General features: G+C 51.6%; 12 protein-coding genes. 5 read left to right on the plus strand and 7 right to left on the minus strand.

Annotated features, from left to right (window positions below; genetic code table 11):
• Nucleotides 1–28: 28 nt before the first annotated feature.
• Entirely contained in the window at nucleotides 29–1,357 is a 1,329-nt protein-coding gene (locus tag P2W70_RS32735) for a T9SS type A sorting domain-containing protein (RefSeq protein WP_276485832.1), read from the minus strand.
• Between the two features lie 210 nt (nucleotides 1,358–1,567).
• Nucleotides 1,568–2,350 (minus strand): AraC family transcriptional regulator, encoded by a 783-nt coding sequence (locus P2W70_RS32740; protein ID WP_276485833.1) that lies wholly within the window; start codon nucleotides 2,348–2,350, stop codon nucleotides 1,568–1,570.
• A 112-nt stretch (nucleotides 2,351–2,462) separates the two neighbouring features.
• Here P2W70_RS32740 and P2W70_RS32745 point away from each other — a divergent pair, with 112 nt between their 5' ends.
• A complete protein-coding gene (locus tag P2W70_RS32745) occupies nucleotides 2,463–3,521 on the plus strand; it encodes an SDR family oxidoreductase (RefSeq protein ID WP_276485834.1) in 1,059 nt (352 codons plus the stop codon).
• A 398-nt stretch (nucleotides 3,522–3,919) separates the two neighbouring features.
• On the opposite strand, the gene P2W70_RS32750 is transcribed toward P2W70_RS32745, so the two are convergent.
• The 4 genes from P2W70_RS32750 to P2W70_RS32765 form a co-directional block, all read right to left on the minus strand.
• Nucleotides 3,920–4,504 carry a hypothetical protein gene (locus P2W70_RS32750; protein ID WP_276485835.1) on the minus strand — a complete coding sequence of 195 codons (585 nt, stop codon included), beginning with the start codon at nucleotides 4,502–4,504 and terminating at the stop codon, nucleotides 3,920–3,922.
• Between the two features lie 64 nt (nucleotides 4,505–4,568).
• Nucleotides 4,569–5,279: a hypothetical protein gene (locus P2W70_RS32755; RefSeq protein ID WP_276485836.1), complete on the minus strand. Its 711-nt coding sequence runs from the start codon at nucleotides 5,277–5,279 to the stop codon at nucleotides 4,569–4,571.
• A gap of 504 nt (nucleotides 5,280–5,783) precedes the next feature.
• A complete protein-coding gene (locus P2W70_RS32760; protein WP_276485837.1) occupies nucleotides 5,784–8,090 on the minus strand; it encodes a TonB-dependent receptor in 2,307 nt (768 codons plus the stop codon).
• A 162-nt stretch (nucleotides 8,091–8,252) separates the two neighbouring features.
• A complete protein-coding gene (locus P2W70_RS32765; protein WP_276485838.1) occupies nucleotides 8,253–8,846 on the minus strand; it encodes a DUF3347 domain-containing protein in 594 nt (197 codons plus the stop codon).
• A 173-nt stretch (nucleotides 8,847–9,019) separates the two neighbouring features.
• On the opposite strand from P2W70_RS32765, the gene P2W70_RS32770 reads away from it, so the two are divergent.
• The 4 genes from P2W70_RS32770 to P2W70_RS32785 all read left to right on the plus strand — a co-directional run bounded on the left by P2W70_RS32770 (nucleotide 9,020) and on the right by P2W70_RS32785 (nucleotide 14,492).
• A complete protein-coding gene (locus tag P2W70_RS32770; RefSeq protein WP_276485839.1) occupies nucleotides 9,020–11,026 on the plus strand; it encodes an ABC-F family ATP-binding cassette domain-containing protein in 2,007 nt (668 codons plus the stop codon).
• A 141-nt stretch (nucleotides 11,027–11,167) separates the two neighbouring features.
• A complete protein-coding gene (locus P2W70_RS32775; protein WP_276485840.1) occupies nucleotides 11,168–11,680 on the plus strand; it encodes a BON domain-containing protein in 513 nt (170 codons plus the stop codon).
• Nucleotides 11,681–11,695: 15 nt separating this feature from the next.
• Nucleotides 11,696–12,073, plus strand: a complete 378-nt coding sequence (locus P2W70_RS32780; protein WP_276485841.1) for a LysM peptidoglycan-binding domain-containing protein — start codon at nucleotides 11,696–11,698, stop codon at nucleotides 12,071–12,073.
• 181 nt (nucleotides 12,074–12,254) lie between these two features.
• Nucleotides 12,255–14,492: a patatin-like phospholipase family protein gene (locus tag P2W70_RS32785; RefSeq protein ID WP_276485842.1), complete on the plus strand. Its 2,238-nt coding sequence runs from the start codon at nucleotides 12,255–12,257 to the stop codon at nucleotides 14,490–14,492.
• On the opposite strand, the gene P2W70_RS32790 is transcribed toward P2W70_RS32785, so the two are convergent.
• Nucleotides 14,489–18,727: a PDC sensor domain-containing protein gene (locus tag P2W70_RS32790; protein ID WP_276485843.1), complete on the minus strand. Its 4,239-nt coding sequence runs from the start codon at nucleotides 18,725–18,727 to the stop codon at nucleotides 14,489–14,491. The two genes, P2W70_RS32785 and P2W70_RS32790, sit on opposite strands and share 4 nt — an antisense overlap.
• Nucleotides 18,728–18,783 lie beyond the last annotated feature (56 nt).

Below are 18,783 nucleotides of genomic sequence, written 5' to 3' on the forward strand. Positions count from 1 at the left end.
TATTGTGAAATAGGTGGGGCCCGGCGGGCTACAGCTTCACCAACTTTTTAGTAGCTGCTGTTTTACCATCGTGCAGGGTGACATAGTAAATGCCCTGCAAGAGTCCCGTGAGATCGATGTTCACCCGGCCATTTTGCAGTCCACCACCTTCTACTCTTTTTACGACCTGTCCGGAGGAATTGGTCACCACCAGTGTTCCTTTGTTCAATTGTTTCGCATCGAACGTTACCAATACCTGGTCGCGGGCTGCATTGGGCGTCAGTTGCAGTTGCCGGAGGGATGATGCTTCGGAAGCAACCAGGGAAGGCGAAACAGCTTCGGGCGCCATCACGATGGAGCGGAACACCTGCATATCGTTGGAGTGAACGATCAGTTTCGGCGTGAGTGCTGCGAACGAAGCATTGTACCCAGTATTATCAGTGAGCGTAACTACTTCTCCGCTGGCGCCGGTACTGTTGTCATTCCGGCGGATGGCGTACATCACGACATGACCGCTGGCATTGAGTTGCCCGGTCACAGCGCGGTATTTATCAGACAAGGCGCCGATGGCCCCATTGCTCACCCAGGTACCGCCCGATAGCGAATATTTCTTCAATTGGTTATCATCCGCCACGTACAGCACATCCGATCCCGATCCGGCATTGATCATAAAGAATTGATAGGGACTACCGGCCGTGGATACACCGGGCAGGTTGGTCATTGTTTGGCCCGTGGTAACAGGTAGCCCGGTTCCCACCGACGTGATGCGCAATGAGCCTGAGGTAGAAGTAGCATACAACTGACCGTTTATCACCATGAGGTTACGGGCTGTGGTGGTGGTAAGTTGCGTGTGCGTGGTACCACCCAATGTAGAGTGCATGACGCCGCCCGAGCCGCCACTGGTCCAGATACTGGCGCCATCGATCACGGCAGCACGAATAGACTGCGTGTTGAAAGCGCTGAGGGCCGTACTGGTGTTAATAGCAGCATTATGATCGATGACCCCTACTACCCTTTTTACCGTAGCGCTGGCGGAGGCGGAAACACCTGCCAGTCCGGGAGCAGCATCATAACCGGCCAGTGCCAGTTGACTCCCATCCTGCGAAAGGCTGACATACCCTTCGGTATAGTCACTGGTAGAGATGGGCAGCGTGAGGCGTTTGTTGGTACCGTCTACCACGGTGGGCAGCGCAATGGTACGGACAAGATCCCCGCAGGGATTGTATTCGTCGAGGTAAACGGGTTGCGCGACACCGGCCGTCAGTACACCAGCGCCGGAACCTATTCTTACCACTACGAAATTTCCAGGCGTAAATGCCTGCGAGAAGGTGTTGGTAGCTATCAGCACCAACAACAAATGAAGGATTGTTTTTTTCATATGGCAAATCGTATTGTGAACAAGTAACACAAAAAACGATTGGCCGGAAGCGAAAAGAACGCCGTTTTTTTTCATGGGAATGTTCCCGGTGAGCGGGAATGTTCCCATGAGGAGAACCGCTCGTTTCGAGTCGTTGTACGTCTGATGCTCACAGGACTTCTGCGATAAGGTCACCTTGCACCATCGTGTCCTCAACAGCGTCGCCTTCACCTACTTTACCAGCTTCTTAACATGACTCTCATCAGTCAGGCCAAATTCGGCGGCTATTTCCTTGAGACTGTACTGCCCACTGGCGAGGCGCTGTGTGATCAGCGTTTTTCGGTATGCCTGGATATAGTCGCGTAGTGTGATTCCGGTATTGCGTTTGAAATAAGGACCAATATAATCAGCGGTGGTATTGAACTGGTCCGCCATCACCGGCGCACGTAGTTGCTCTGGTTCGTAAATATGCTTGTGCACATAGCAGAATATCGCCTGCATGTCTTTGCCACGGCCGGGCACCACTTTCAGTTCCGGCATATTCCGCTGCAGGATACTGGCGATCGACAACAATTGCCACCACAACAGCTGCTCATTACCGACGGTGTCTTCTTTCATGGTAGCCACCGTATCAAATAACCGCGCTGCGATCTTGTTATCAACTTCCATCAACCGGAACCCCGACTGATGCGTCTCCCTGCTCTTGATCAGGTATTCCAGATGTTGCCAGCCTTGCGCAGGCCCACTGCTTTGCTTGTACAAATAGGGATCAGTAAACTTCAAGTAAATAAAACGGGTCGGTGCAGCAATCTCGAAGTAATGTTGATCTTCCGGCCCCAACAGGAAGATCGTCCCCGCCTGATAAGGCTGTGCCAGTTGATTCACCACATGAACCCCCTTGCCCTTTTTGACGTAGATGAGTTCATAGTGGTTGTGGTTGTGCGCAGGATGTAGCCACTCTCCCACTTCAAAGTCTTCCACCACCAAAGGCTGAAATTGCCGGTAACGTTTCATAGCGAAAAGTTACCAATTCTTCACGGAACTATACCAACAACCCTGATCAACAAAGTGGAGCTTTGCAATAAGAACAACGCCTTACAGGCATGACTTACTGTAAAACTTTTTTATGCAAAACACAATTAATACGGCACTCGTGGTAGGCGCCAATGGCGTCATCGGCAGCAACCTCATCAAACATTTACAGTCGCTCGACAACTGGCAGGTGATCGGACTATCCCGCAAGGGCGGCGACAACAAGCCTCGCCTGCAACACGTGGCTATTGACCTATTGGATGCTGCTGCCAGCCGTAACGCCCTGGTCCACCTCAACAACGTCACGCATATTTTCTATTCTGCCTACCAGGATCGCCCTACCTGGGCTGAGTTGGTCGCTCCTAACCTGGCCATGCTGGTGAACGTGGTGGAGGCCATAGAACCCATCGCCCCTAATCTGCAGCATATTTCCCTGATGCAGGGCTACAAAGTGTATGGCGCCCACCTGGGGCCTTTTAAAACACCTGCCAAAGAAAGTGATGCAGGGCACATGCCGCCCGAGTTCAACGTCGACCAGCAACAATGGCTGGAACGGCAGCAGCAAGGCAAACGCTGGACCTGGTCGGCCATACGCCCTTCGGTGGTGGGCGGTACCGCCCTGGGCAACCCCATGAACCTCGCGCTCAATATTGCCGTCTACGCCTCAATCTCCAAAGCCCATGGACTGCCTCTGCGGTTTCCCGGCAAACCCGGCGCCTACGACAAACTGATGGAAATGACGGATGCCGGTCTGTTGGCAGAAGCGACGGTATGGGCCGCCACAACGGCAGCAGCGGCCAATGAGGCGTTCAATATTGCCAATGGAGATTTGTTCCGCTGGAATGATCTATGGCCCAACATCGCGGCTTATTTTGATCTTACCGTGGCTCCACCGTTGCCGATGCAGCTACAAACCGTTATGGCGGATAAAGAACCAGTTTGGCAACGGCTGCAAGAACAACACGGTCTGGCGACGCATCCGTATGCACAACTATCCAACTGGGCTTTCGCCGACTTCGTGTTTTCGTGGGACTATGACTTCTTTGCAGACGGCAGCAAGGCACGTCGCCTCGGTTTTCATAAGTATGTCGATACGGAGCAGATGTTTTACCGGTTGTTTGATGAGCTGCGGGCAATGACAGTAATTCCCTGATTCGTTTCTTTCCCGGGCGACAAAGTAAGCAGTGCCACTACGTACAGCCTATCGAATGGCCTTGGGAGTATGCTTACTGGCCAGATAATGCTTACAAGGTCGCACTGAATAGTACTAAAGGTCGCACTGCAATGGCCTAAACAGTGCTACATACCCTACATTCCGATGACAGCTGGACTTCAATAACAGGCTTATTGCCAAGCAATTGAAATACTTCCGACTTATTAATGGCAAACATAGTGAGTGGGACCTTGAACATTTTCTTCATTGGTCCGCTTCGGGGGAGTTAGGAGGGACGCAGCAAGCGGGCACAATGGCTGCCAAGTGCACGCGGAGAAGTGTCGCCGTTTATAGAGTAACCAACAGGATGACACCAACAAAGATGAACTGTGTAGGTTTCATGGTTTGATTAAATGTGCGGAAGCTGTTGATCCGTCCTTGCTCACCCTGATGTATTCCGTCGTCGTTTGGTGACCGGCACCAAAAGTGGGCATGAAGAGCAACATCGCCACACCTCCCTTACTATTGACTATTACCAGGTTGTTTTCGACGGTAAGTCCTATACAATTGTCTTCAGAACTAAGCCCCCAAAGCAAGGGACCAAAGATCATACCGGCCGAATAGTATTTTCGGGTATCCAGAAATCCTTTTTTCACCCGAAACTTGAGCCTTTTGGTCTCGATAAGGCTATCATTGCGCAGCAGGCTGGCCTTTATTCGTTTTTCATTCAGCACCTCAAAAGTGACGATTGCCTGATCCCCATTCACGATGGGTGGATGATCGGGCTGCAGCGTGGCCCAGAGCGAGTGGCCCTCCCTGTAGACGGTATCGATATTCTTGTTATAGAATCTACCATTCAAAGCGGCGAGTTGCTCTTTGGAAAGGAACTGGTCCTGTTTCATTTCTTTCCGCATGCTCAGGTCAACCGTTGCGCAGGAGGAGGCAGCCAGTATAAGCAAGTTTAAGAAAAGGTATTTCATCATGGGTGGAGGTTAGTTGGGGCCAGTTTAGCCACCTCAATATAAGCCGAATTGCTGATGAATGCAGCTATTCGTAGTAAGTATAACTCAGCTTCACCATTTTTTGTACGCCCCGCTCCGGGCGGGTGATGATGATCTGCAGTGGATTGCCGATCGGGTCGAATGCTACATATTGGTAACTGGTTTGCCCCTCGATTCCATTGACCTGGTCTTTCGTTTTATAGGAAATGATCTGCTGCTGGGTGTTCAGGTGAAACGTCTGCCAGTTGTCTTGCAGCAGCTTACCAGTCGGATCGAACGTACGTATCCTGGTTTGCTGCACCCGCGACGAATCGTTGAGGGTGACGGTCGTTTCATATTTTGGCTTCCCTTCTCCATCCGTCACCTTCTCCAGGTATTCTTTGGGCGATAGCCAGGTCACCTTGCCCTGCAGCAATACCTGTTTGCCTTTGCTGTAGGAAGTCCACTCCGATTTAAGGTTGTTGTGAAAGCGATAGACATTTTTGTAATACGACACCTGACCGCTACCCGCCGGGCCAGCCGCGGTAAGCGAGTCAATATTCCCCTGTACATTGAAGTAATACCGGTAGCTCACCAGGGGCATGACCGTATCTACGCGAATATTGCCATCCGCATCGGACTCCATTTGGAAATCTTCCCGGGTAACGACCTTCACGGCACCCTTGTATCCATATTCGTGTTGGTCGCGGTGCATGGATTGCGCCTGCGTGCAATAGCAAGCCAGTATCAACAATATGATCAAGGTTAGTTTGTACATCCTGCCGTGATTATCCGGTTTAATAACACGAAGAACGTCATTTTTCGCTGGCTATTTATCAAGGTCTGTTAAGAGTTTGCCAAAGAACGGGCTTTCTAAAAAGCGATTGGTAATTGAATTTGCCTTTATAGTTAATGAACTAAACCAGTTGTACATCTCCTTCTATGCAATGACCATGTATGGACACTCGGGGCCCTATCGCTTTTGGTGTAAGTGATTGATTTAGAAAAGTTGTGCTATTTCCATTACACTTCCATGGGAGCGAGTAGGGAGCGGTATGGAAGCGAGTAGGGAGCGGTACCCTTCGGGCCTCTGCCCAGGGTTTGAAAAAGTACGGAACGGTACGGGCCGGGTAAGGGATGGGTTCGGAAAACGGCTTGGCTGGAGTACGACTGCACAACACGGTCAAAACGCTGCAAATGTACTACGACAAGGAGGGGTGTTCCAACTATTGGGGAAAATGTCATGACATCATGCAATCAGCCATGCAGGTAGATCTACCCGCTAAAACTTAAAATTCCACGTCACGGCAGGAATAATCGGAAACAACGATACCTGGCGGGCTTCTACCTGAAGGGTGCCGTCGTAGGGACTGCCCGTTTGATCGAAGTAAATGAAATAGGGGTTGAGGTGGCTGTAGACGTTGTAGATGCTGAATACCCAGCTTTGCTGCAGCCGCTGGCCGGGCTTATGCCGGGGCGTGAGTGTCGCCGAAATATCAGCGCGGTGGTAGGCATCGAGGCGATATTGGTTCACCTTGCTGTACTCCTGGGTGAGTACACCACCAATGATATAAAAACGCTCCGGTAAAGTTGTTGCATTTCCTGTGCCGTACACAAATACGGCCGAGAACTTCCATTTCTTATTGAGCTCGTACATTCCCACCACCGACATATCGTGCCGGCGATCGTATTTGGCGTAATATTTTTGTCCGTCGTTGAGGCCATCAAACTGCCGCCAGGTCCAGGATAAGGTATACCCTACCCAACCTGTAAAGCGGCCTTTGGTTTTGTTGATGAACAATTCTGTCCCGTAACTCCACCCCTTGCCAAAGACAAACTCCTCTTCCGGGTCCTTGAGCGAAGGCGTATAGCCTTCCCGGTATTCGATCTGGTTGTCCATCTGCTTATAATACAGTTCGACGGAAGTCTCGAACATGTTGTCGTTGAAGTTGCGGAACAACCCGAGTGCATAGAGCCAGCTTTGCTGCGGCCTCACCCGGTAAGTACTCGGCACCCACAGGTCGGTTGGTAAAGTAGAACCGGCGTTGCTCACCAGGTGTATGTACTGGTTATTGCGTGTCACTGCCACTTTCAGCGATGTTTCCTCATCCAGTATATAACGTACCGACAACCGCGGCTCCAGCCCGTTGTAACTTTTTACTCTACTGCCTTTGCCGTACACCACACTATCAAGCTTGTTACCATCGGCATCGCGCTCAAACAATTTATACGGCCCCACCTGCGTAAAATTGCTGTACCGCAGTCCCGCATGCACGCGGATGCGGTTGCTCAACTCCCAATCGTCTTGTACATACAGGCCCGACTCCAACGCATGCTTACGGCCTTCGTTGTTGGGCTCAAACACCGTGGTACCCTGACTGCCACTGAGCACATTGGGCGTAAACCGGTGATAGGTATAGATGCCTCCGAAACGAAATTTATGGCGCGGGGCCGGGTAATAATCTACGTCGACCTTGGCACCCAGGTCACGGATACCCGACGAGAGCTTGATGGAAAAATCATTCTGTGCAGCACCAAACGAGAATTTATAATCGTTGTAGACGAGCGTCGTATTGGCAAACAGCTTGCGGTGAAAGACATGGTTCCACCGCAGGGTGGCCGTTGCATTGCCCCAGGGAATATTGGCTTTAAAAGAACGCTGGGCATTGTTAAAGTCAAACACATCGCGCCCTACATAGCCACTGAGGTAGAGCCGGTCGCGGTCGGAGAATTTATAATTGACCTTGGCATTCACATCATAGAAATAATAGCCGGAGCCATGAAAGGAATTGTCCTTACCGATAAAAGGTTTGATCAGCATATCGATGTAGGTACGCCGGGCCGATACGATGAAAGACGCTTTGTCTTTTTGGATCGGTCCCTGTATAGACAATCGCGACGCGATGGCCCCAATCCCCCCTTCCACTTCATATTCCTTCATATTCCCCTCTTTCATGGCGATGTCGAGTACTGAAGACAGGCGGCCGCCATATTGCGCGGGCATGCCTCCCTTGATCAGGGAGATATTCTTGATGGCATCGGCATTGAAGATGGAGAAGAACCCAAAGAGGTGGCCGGTATTGTATACCGTGGCATCATCGAGCAGGATGAGGTTTTGATCGGGCCCTCCCCCACGCACGTACAAACCCGTATTCCCCTCTCCGGCATTACGTACACCCGGCATCAGTTGCAGGGTCTTGAGCAGGTCTACCTCGCCGAGCAATACGGGCACGGCCTTTACCTGGTTGATGGACAGGTCGATCTTGCCCATTTGCGCTTGTTGTACATTGTTGTCGCGGCGGCGCGAGGAGACGACGACTGTTTCCAGCATTGCCCGCTGCAGCAGTTCGAAGTTGATGACGGTATCCGTGTCCAGTAACAGCTGCAGGGTTCGTGGCTGATAACCGGTAAACGTTACATACAACGTGTGGCTATCCTGTGGCAGGGTGATGGAATAGTATCCATATTGGTTGCTGCCCACGCTGCGCCCCATTCCATTGACGGTTATGGTAGCACCGATCAATGATTCGCCCGATAGCGAATCCCGCACATAACCACTCAGGGTATGCCGGGGCTGCGCGGCCACCACGAATGTGCAAAGCCAGGCGATGAGTGAGGTCGTTATCTGCTGTGGGGAAAGGATATGTCTGTTTTGATAAAGTTAGCGGATTAGACGGCAGGTTGTCCTTGTGCTCATAAAAAGCCCGCTTGCTGCAAGGCAGTAAGCGGGCATGTATTAGGGCTACCCCATTTATTTCTTCGAATAATCGAGCGAATCTTCCACGCTGCCGCAATGGAGCATTTCATCGCCAAAGTAGGGATTGAGGATCTCTGCCTCACGGCTTACCCAATAAGCGCCTTTGTCGTTGAAGGCCATGGGGCAGTATTGCCAGTACACTTTTTCGCCACTGTACTTGACGGTGCGGGTGAGGCTATAGATGGCGTCGGCAATCATTTCAAACTGCTTGCGCTGCTCCCCGAGGCCTTTGCTGTCGGCGAGTACTTTGGCGGTGGCGCTGATATTGGCCATATAACTTTGGGCGCTGGAGGTGATCATGCCGGTGCTGTCGCCCTGGATCTCGCTGATCTTCAACCCTTCAGAAGCCGAGGCGAGGCTAAGCGCGGCGGCGCGGGCTTTGGCGGTATCGCTGGCTACCAGGGCATCTTTCACCCCGTAGTAAGCATTCAGCAATTCCGCATAGGACTGGTTGAAGGGACCGGTATTTTCGCCCTGGGCCACAGGCTTTTGCTTTTCGCGGGGAGCTTCCTCCTTATCACCCAGGAATTTCCAGGCTACAAATCCTACGACAGCAAGCACGAGTACAGCAATAATGACCTTTTTCATCTTTTTGTGGGTTTAATCCTGTTGAGCAGGAGGCAGTTAGGGCTCCTGGCCGGTTAAGTTTCGCCAAAGTTAAAAGATTTAACGGTTTCCGGGGCCGGAAAAGGCGTTTTTGAGGGCCGGATTTGGGTGATAATGTGTAACTTGCGGGGTTTCAAAACAAGCAATTTTTCTTTATGCTGGCAGGATTTACGAATATGACTTTCGAGTTTGGTGCAAGAGCTATTGTAGAAGACGCTACCTGGCATATTCAACCGAACGAGCGGATCGGCCTTATTGGTTACAATGGAACCGGTAAATCGACCTTACTGAAACTACTCGTGGGCGAATATTCCGCGTCTGCCGGTACGGTAGAACGCAGCCGTGGTACCACCATTGGTTACCTGCACCAGGACCTGCTGAGTTTTGACACCAACGATTCTATCCTCGAGGTGGCGCTCAGTGCTTTCGAGCGGGTTCGCCAGCTGGAAAAAGAGATTGAAGCCGTGGGTAATGAGCTGGAGAAAACCGGCGACGAAGACTTGCTGATCAAATACACCGATATGCTGCACGAGATGGAAACACTCGGCGGTTACAATATCCAGCATAAAACAGAAGAAGTATTGCAGGGCCTTGGCTTTGCCAATGCCGACTTGCAACGCCCCTATAAAGAGTTCAGCGGTGGCTGGCGTATGCGTGTACTGCTCGCCAAAATGATCCTCGCCGCCCCCGACCTGCTGCTGCTCGATGAGCCTACGAACCACCTTGACCTTCCCTCTATCGAGTGGCTCGAGAAATACCTGACCCATTACCAGGGTTCGGTGGTGATCATCAGTCACGATAAATACTTCCTGAACAGGATGGTCACGAAGATCATCGAGCTATACCAGCGCAAACTGCATATCTACAACGGTAACTACGAATACTACGAGACTGAAAAGGTCATGCGGATGGAACTGGCACAACGTGCCTTCGAAAACCAGCAGGACTATATCCGTCAGCAGGAACGCTTCATTGAGCGTTTCAAGGCCAAAGCTTCGAAAGCAGCTGCTGCGCAGAGTGCGATGAAACGCCTCGACAAGATCGAACGACTGGAAGATGTGGCACTAGAAAGGCCCAGTTTGCGGATCAACTTCCAGGTGGACAAGACACCTGGCCGTGTGCTGGCCGAACTGAAACAGGTGAGCAAAAGTTTCGGCTCTAACAAGATCATCGAAAATACCGGCGCCGAGATCAACCGCGGTGACAAGATCGCGCTGATCGGTGCCAACGGTAAAGGTAAATCGACCGTGCTGCGCATCATTGCCGGTGTAGAAGGCCATGAAGGCGAACGCCGTTGGGGACACAATGTGGACGAAAGCTTCTATGCCCAGCACCAATTGGAAGCCCTCAACGTGAACAATACCATCATCGACGAGATGAAGGAAGCCGGCAGTCAGAAAACAGAGCTGGAATTACGTACCATCCTGGGTTGTTTCCTGTTCAGCGGTGACGATGCCGATAAAAAGATCAAGGTATTGAGTGGTGGTGAAAAGGCCCGTGTGGCCCTTGCGAAAACGATCATCAGCAAGGCCAACTTCCTGATGCTCGATGAGCCTACGAACCACCTCGACATGCATACCGTAGACCTGCTGATCGAAGCCCTTAACAAATACGAAGGCACCATCATACTGGTGAGCCACGACCGTTATTTCGTATCGAAGGTGGCCAATAAGATCTGGGCGATCGAAGATCACCAGATCAAGGATTTCGATGGTGGCTACGAAGAGTGGGTTGCCTGGAAAGAGCGCATGCGGAAAAAGCAGGAAGAAGAAGCCAGACAACTGGCCAATGAGCAAAAGAACCAGCAGAACAACGGTAAAAAGACCGAAAACAGCTCATCCAAAGCGCCTGTTCAACCTGCCCCTGCGCCTGTTGCCCAACAGCCGGTAGCCCCCATTAAACAAGATCCGATCAACAAAGAGGCCAAGAAGGAGTTGCAAAAAAAGCAACGTCAATTTAAAGAACTGGAAGAAAAAATAAGTAACTTAAACAAGCGTAAGGCTGAACTGGAGGCGCAACTGGCCTCTCCGAACATTATGTCGGACAAGAACAAGTTCCTGCAAACGGAACGCGATTACAAGAGCCTTACCGATAACCTCCAGGAAACTTCTAAACAATACGAAATCGTTTTTGAAGAGATCATAGAACTCGAATCGCAGTAACCCCGCTACTACTGGTTTTGTTTTGCGCCCGCTACTACCGTGGATAGTTTTGCTATACACGTTACCGTTTATTCCTGTCCTCCCCCGCTCCATCCGTGGCATGGTATTGTTATGGGCAAGCTTAATCAAACCAGCTATACAATGAAGCAAACATTTTCGATGCGGCTCCTGCTGCTCTCTCTTTTTATCGCAGTAAGCGGTATGATGCTCTATTCCTGTAAAGGCCAGGTAAAAGACAGCGACCTGCAAATGGTGGTAGACGACAAGGCGAAAGCCATTACCGGCCTCGGTACCGCCTCGGGTACCGTAAAGGACGGCGTGGTAACACTGACTGGTGAGGTCACCGATGAAACAGCCAAAGTAGCGTTCGAGTCTTCTGTCAAGACCATCCCCGGCGTCAAATCGGTGGTCAATAACCTGACCGTAGCACCTCCGCCTGCACCGGCACCAGACCCGGTCACTATCTCCCCCGATGCACAACTGACGACAGCAGTCAATGAGGTGGTGAAAGCCTATAACGGGGTAACAGCCGAGGTTAAGGAAGGTATTGTAACACTTACCGGCACCATCAAAAGAGCGGACCTGCAGAAACTGATGCCGGCCCTGATGGCCCTGCAGCCCAAAAAGGTCGAAAACAAATTAACCATAAAATAGTGGAGGGACTTCACCATGGCATTACAAGATAAATACAAGGAACTGGTCGATGCGGCCAAAGGCTCGGGAGTTACCAATCTGCAGGTACGGGAGCAGGACAATGTGCTGTATGTAGATGGCGAAGCGCCATCGTTTACCGTAAAGGATGACCTGTGGAAGATCTACGACAAGATCGATCCCGATTACCGGGCCTCCGACCTGGTGCTGAACATCACGGTGGCGGCCGGCGCCGCGCCGGAAGAGTATGAAGTAGTGCCGGGCGATAACCTGACCAAGATCGGGAAGAAGTTTGGCCTCACCTGGAAGGACGTACACGAAGCCAATAAGGACCTCATCAAAAACCCCGACCTGATACAGGTGGGTTGGAAGCTGAAGATCCCGCGGAAGGCCTAGGAAAGGCATCGAGGTAACGAGGCAGCAAGGCAACGGAGGAAATACAGGAAGGTAGAGGAAAGGCAAATGGTGAATATTTTAACTTTTTATTCAAATAAAGCTGTTCCAATTAAACGGAACAGCTTTTATTTTGTAATAGATCCGGTCGTCATTGTATATTACATCGCAACCCCCTGTGTGCATGAAACACTGTGTAACCTGTATCCTTCTGCTGTGGTCTGTTCTCGTACTGGCTCAACCTACGCCTTCGGCGTCGAGGCCCAGGATCGGCGTCACCCTTAGTGGCGGTGGCGCCAAAGGACTGGCACATATCGGCATCCTCAAAGCCATGGACTCTGCCGGCCTCAAAGTAGATTATATCTCCGGTACCAGCATGGGCAGCATCATCGGCAGCCTATATGCCGTCGGTTACTCCGCCGACTCCATCGAAAGGATCGCCCGCACCATCGACTGGGACCTGCTGCTGAGCAATGCCTCCTCCCTGCGTAGCATTTTCATGGAAGAAAAAGAAGAATACGGCAAATACATTCTTGAACTTCCCTGGGTCAACCATAGTTTTCGTCTGCCCAGCGGCGTTTTGCAGGGCCAGGAACTCTGGCTCAAGTTTTCCGAACTCTTCTTTCCGGTCTATAATCAAAAAGACTTCTCCAAATTCAGTGTCCCCTTTCGTTGCATCGGTACTGATGTAGGTACGGGTGAAGCCGTGGTGATGAAAGAAGGCGAGATCATCAGCGCTATCCGCTCCAGTATGGCCATTCCTTCGGTCTTCACCGCCGTCGAATACCAGGGTAAAAAGCTGATCGATGGCGGCCTCGTCCGCAATTTCCCGGTACGCGACGTCAAAGAAATGGGTGCCGACTTCGTTATCGGCAGCAATGTGGCGACGGGCCTCATGCCCTCCGAAAAAGTCAGGAATGCCTTGCAGATCCTGTTGCAGGTAGCCTTTTTCCGCGAAGCGGAAGACAATAAAAAGGAAGTCGCGCAGACCGACATCTATGTGCCCTTCAACATGACGAAGTTCACCATGGGCAGCTTTGGCGATTCGAAAGAGATCATCGAACTCGGTATCGAAGAAGGCCGCAAACTGTATCCACGCTTCAAGCACCTGGCCGACTCGCTCAACGCCATCTTCGGCCCACAGCCCGTCCGCGAAAACCGCCTGCCGGCTGTACATGGTGTCGTTATCTCTTCGTATGAAGTACATGGTACGGAGCGTACATCGGCCGAGTTCTTCATACATACCATGAATTTCGAGCTGAACACCTTTTATACTGCCCGCCGGTTGGCCAATATGGTGCGGCAAGCGTATGGTACCCGCTACTACAGCCGGGTGAATTATTCGCTTGAACCCCAGGAAGACGGTACCGCCAAGATCGTCTTCGATGTGTCGGAGTACCCGCTGACCACGGCCAAACTGGGCCTGCATTATAACCGTTTTACGGGGGTAGGCCTGATCGCCAATATCACTGCGCGCAATTTCTTCACGACCAACTCGCGCAGCCTCGTATCGGTCAATATCGGGGAAACCTTCCGCATCCGCGGGGAGCACCTCCAATACCTGGGCCGCCTCAAGAACGTGGCCCTGATCCTGGAGATGCAATACGATAATTTCGACATTGGCACCTATACGGAATCGAAGCAGAACGGTTTGTACAATCTCAACTTTTTTAAGATTGGTAACAAGCTGCAGTTCTCTGCCAAGCGGCAGTTTACCGTGGGCGTAGGCAGCCGGTATGAATGGGTAAAATATGATCCCAAAATATCGTCGACCGTCGAGTTCAAGGGCAGTAAGAAGTTCTTCACACCGTTTGTATACATGAACCACAACTCGCTCGACAAAAACATCTTCCCCCGCCGGGGTTTTAAGCTTGATGTAGAAGCCGGTTGGGTAGCACCACAGAATTCACGCATGCGTTTCTACGAGAACGGACTTGAATTACCCAGGGGGATGATCGTGGTCAGCGATCACAGTTTTTACCGCAGCAGCATCAACCTGGAAACCTACACGCCTCTCACCCGCAAAGCCACCCTGCTGGGCAACCTGCAAGGCGGCGCCAATTTCGGCTATAAGAACAATGTACTGAATGAATTTGTGATCGGGGGCCTGCAACGAACCTTCCGCAACCAGATCGTTTTTGCCGGACTGGTTGAAGGGGAAGAATATACCGCGAGTGTAGCTGCCCTGCAAGGCGGTATTCGCTGGCAGGTCTTCAATAATACTTACCTCACCGGCCGTGCTAATGTGCTCTTCAACAATTTCGTGGAGGGCAGCGACTTTTTTGCGGTACGGGATTTCTTTTCAGGCTATTCCGCCACCTTCTCGTACAACTTTGCCCTTGGCCCCCTGGAGATCAGCGCCATGTATTGCGACCAGACCCGCAAGATCCAGTCGTACGTAAGTCTCGGTATTCCTTTCTAAGGCGTTTTGGCTTTGGGACCCGAAAAGGCATCCAGAATCTTCAACAAGGCTGCTATTCCTCCAGCCGCCGCCGCGAGGTAGGTGATCAGGTTATTAAAAGCATCACGCTGGGTGGTGAAGAGGAACAAGGCCACCGCTATCACCACGATGATCACCGGCAATTGGAACCGGTTCCAACTATGCGACGGATCGGCTCCTTCCCGCATCTTGGTCAGTTCGTTCTTATCTATCCGCTTCAATACAAATGCCCGGAAGCTTTCGTTCATCGTCCAATACCCCGTAGCGCTGCCATTGATGCGCAGTAAACCCAGGGCATGCAGGTTATCGGCCACGTCCTGGTTACGCTGGTTGAGCAGTCCATCGCTGGCGATATCGTACAGCGTGCGCTGTTCTTCGGCCGTGAGGGTTTGCCACAGCGACAGGTAATACGGATAGGCCATCGCTTCCAACTTGATGAGAAAAGAGTTGAATAAGTCTTCGGTGCCGGGCTTTCCGATCTTTTCCTTTTCACCCATCAGCACTTTGGCCTTGGGTAGCCATTCGCGTACCAGCGACTGACGCAAGGGGGCCAGCAAGCCGTACAGGAATTCGCTGTGGGCGCATTCGCGGTATAATTTCTCGTTGAGCTGGCGACCGAGAAAGTAGACATCATAGTTCTTTTCCCAGGCAGCATCGGTCGTCTGCTGCTTTGCCCCAGCATAGTGCCATTTGTGGTAGTACAGGCAAAAATTGTTCATGACATTGAGCCAGCGATCGGTGAGGTCCTTGACGGGCTTGGTCGGGTTATCCGCCGGTGGCGGCTCCTTCACCACCATGGCTTCGAAGTGCCGGCTGGACGATACGACTAGTCTTATATACTTATAGGCGAGTAAACGCTCCACCACCTTCAGTTTATCTTCGGTGGCCGCCAGGTCATCCATCTTCATTTCGAAATGGCGTATTACGACGGCCGTTTTGCGTTGCGCGAGTTCCTCCGGCGTCAGCTTGCCAATTGCATCGGTAATACCTTTCCATTGCTGCTGGAAAAGTGTCGTCTCCGGCTTATCGGGATCGACGGCAAACATAAGCGCAATATCGAGGGTAAATATCGTATAGCCGTCGTCTTTCAGACTCAGGTTGATCAGGTTGAACTTTCCCGAATTGATCATACCCAATATGTACACATGATTGACCGGGTTGAGCGATCGGATGAAGGTCTTGTTGATCATTTCACGCGCGGAGAACTCCGATCGGTTGAAGAAGAACACCCGCGGTATCAGTTGTTGCAGCAGGAGGTAAATGCCTGCCAGCAGTAGACAAATGATGAGGAGCAGTAGAATATGGATCTCCGGATCGCGCATAAACCGCTCGCCCAATTGGTGCGAAACCGGGTAGATGTTCTTGACGGCAGACAGGCGGTAATCACCGTCAGCATAGGTGCGGGTACGCAAGATATCTATGCGGAAGCGCAGCGAATTGGGATTGGCCGTATCGTTCCAGGTAAAATTGCCCACCATGGAATCTTCATTATTCAGGTATTCTATGCGCCGGGCATAATTGGAGAAGGAAGGTTTGATCACGTTGTACAACCGGCTAAAGCGCGTGATAGCCCATCGCAGCGTATCCGTATGTTGATCGCGTTCGATGCGATCGGCCAGAAAATCGTAGTGGAAGGGACGGCGGTAACTCACCTGCCAGTTGCTATCGTTTGCATAGTCCCGATAGGGCTTTTTGTTCAGCAGGTTGTTGACGAAATCCAGTTGCTGGTATTTGATGGCCAGTTTTTGTTCTTCGCGGAAGGAAAGACTGAAGAACAACAACGTAGGCACCACAGCAGTGGCCATAATAAACGAAAAGAGTGAATTGTAGTAGTATTTCTGGTAGCGCTTGATACCCCTGATGCTACCGGGGGCTACTACATACCGGGAAATGAGCCAGCAGCCAACGACGAGCAGGATCTGCGACGAAAGGAAAATGCCTGCGCCATCAGTCAGGTTGCTCATGAACAGGCCCGCCGCCAGCAGGTAAAGCCCGATAAGGATGGTGATGGTATGCTCGATCTTGCGTCCACGGTATTGACGGATAGGGCCCGTTCCTGTTTCTTTATCGAGGGCGAGGTCTTCACGGGTGTACACCCTGTATGAATATACGATGAGAATATGGGTAAAGCCGAGGGAGATGCCCAACAGGTACAGCTCGTCGGCCCGGTTGGAAATGAAGGCGAATAGAAAGAGCAGTACGGAAGCAAGGGCAAATGCCCAGGTAGCTTTTATATAAGCATTGCCGCGGTGCCTTTTAGGCTCCACCCAAATAAAAAGGATAGACCGCGAGAGCCGGCGGAAGCTGAGCACGCGGGTGATGAGCACGAGCAGCAGGATGATGCCCATGTTGATGAGCACGAGAATAGAGCTGGCGCTCATGATGTCGAGATCCTGGTTCCAGTTGTTCTCGACATCATAAAAGGTGACGAGGTAAAAGGGCATGCGATCGATGGGCTGCGCATAGAACCGGTGGTTGCTGCCAGTATAATGCGCATTGTAGTATCCTGAAGCACCGGTAGTCAGCAGGGAATTGAGTTTAACATTGTCGCTGCATTCCTCTACCAGGTTCTCGTTGAGTGACCGGTTCTCGTCGTAATGAAAATAGACATTACCGCGGCCATCCACCAGGCAAAAACCAAAGCCATAAGGCAATACAGGATTGAATATCGAACGCATTGGTGTACTGAGGGAGATCATCTCTATGTTGTCGAGCTTTGCCTGCCATTGTTTGCGCAGGGTGGTATCGGTGATCAGGTTGGTTTGTTGCAATAGCTGCCGGAGGCGGCTTTTACGGGCGATGATGGCCAGTTTTTGCTGCGACACCCAGGAAGTGACAGCAGTGAGGAAAAACTCCTGCTGGTCACGGCGTATCAGCGACCCCTGTGTAACAGCCTGGAAATAGTCGCGGTCTTTGAGGTTGACCTTGGTGGGCACAAAGGGGTTGCGCGTCCACCGGATGGTTTGCATACCGGCACTGTTGGTCCATACAATGTGCTCAAAGTAGGGATACCTGGTGCCCAATGAATCGGGTTTGTAGGGGATATCGGGTACGGGTGTCGGTGTTTTGCCGGCCAGGTCGATGAAGAAGCCCGATTGGTTGACTGGTGCATAGAGGTCGGGCAGGCGGCCATCTAGCCGGGCTCCTTGCTGATTGATCAGCTTTAGCAGTTCGCGTTCGCTCTCCTCCATCTCGCCCAAAGCGTCTTTTACTTCCGACAAAAAGGTTTGCTGGATATTGGTCGCGAGCGTCCGGAGCTGGTCATCGGATGGCCTGCGGATCAGAAAGTAATACGCGTAGATGTTGACCAATATAATGATGAGGATGGAACCGATGAGGTGTATGGAGATCAGGGATGTCAGCACGTTGCGGGCGAGCAAGGGCTCTGAGCGGGTCATCAGGAATATCTTGAGCAGCGGGAACATGAGGATAACCAACACGATGCCCAATACCAGCCAGAGTATGGCATTGCCCGGAATAAAACGGCTTTCTGCGTAATAGTCCTCTACCGGCATGTACCCGCCGATGACAAAGCGGTGTTTACCCTTCACGGTGAATGGCGTCATGAACACCTTGTATTTTTTACCTCCTGTTTCTACCTGCCGGATGGCGCCAAATTCGCGGGTGAGCTCGCCGGTGACGGAATCTTTCACCTCGTTGCCCTGTGCGATCGGAGTAAGCGTATCGTGTGATAGGTTGATGTCATCAAACAATACGGTATCGTTGTGAGCCAGGAAAAAATACCGGAACAGATCGCGCCGGAGATAGGACCTGATGAAATCGTTGACAGGGGCCACGGCCCGCTGATCGGGTTTGGTGCCGAATATGAAGTTCCAGCTATCGCGCTGACGGATGGTGAAGTAATTATCGGTAGGGGTGGTATCTGACACCAGGCGAAGTCCGTATTCGCCTTCGATGCGGTTGAGCAGTGGATTGGGGCCAGGCTGTCCCGGTATCGGATGCAGGGTATCTACCGCGCTTAGGAAGTTGATGCTATTGCGTTCGGCATAGCCTTCTATTTTCTCGCGGATATTGCTGCCGATGCGGTTGAGCCCACGGAAGGAACGTTCCCGTATGTTGCGTTCATTCTGCTTAATGATCACATTGGAGTAGAAATAAAAAGCAGCCCCGATAACGATCAGGGTGATGATGGCGGGCGCATAACGCCTGATGAACTGCCCGATACCATCAGACAGCGGCTTGATGAATTTGAACATAGGTTAGTTATCTGAAAAGGTTCCAAACGGGTGATGGGCCCGGTGGGCGGGTACAG

Source organism: Paraflavitalea pollutisoli, from assembly GCF_029360705.1.
In the GTDB taxonomy this organism is placed as follows: domain Bacteria; phylum Bacteroidota; class Bacteroidia; order Chitinophagales; family Chitinophagaceae; genus Paraflavitalea; species Paraflavitalea pollutisoli.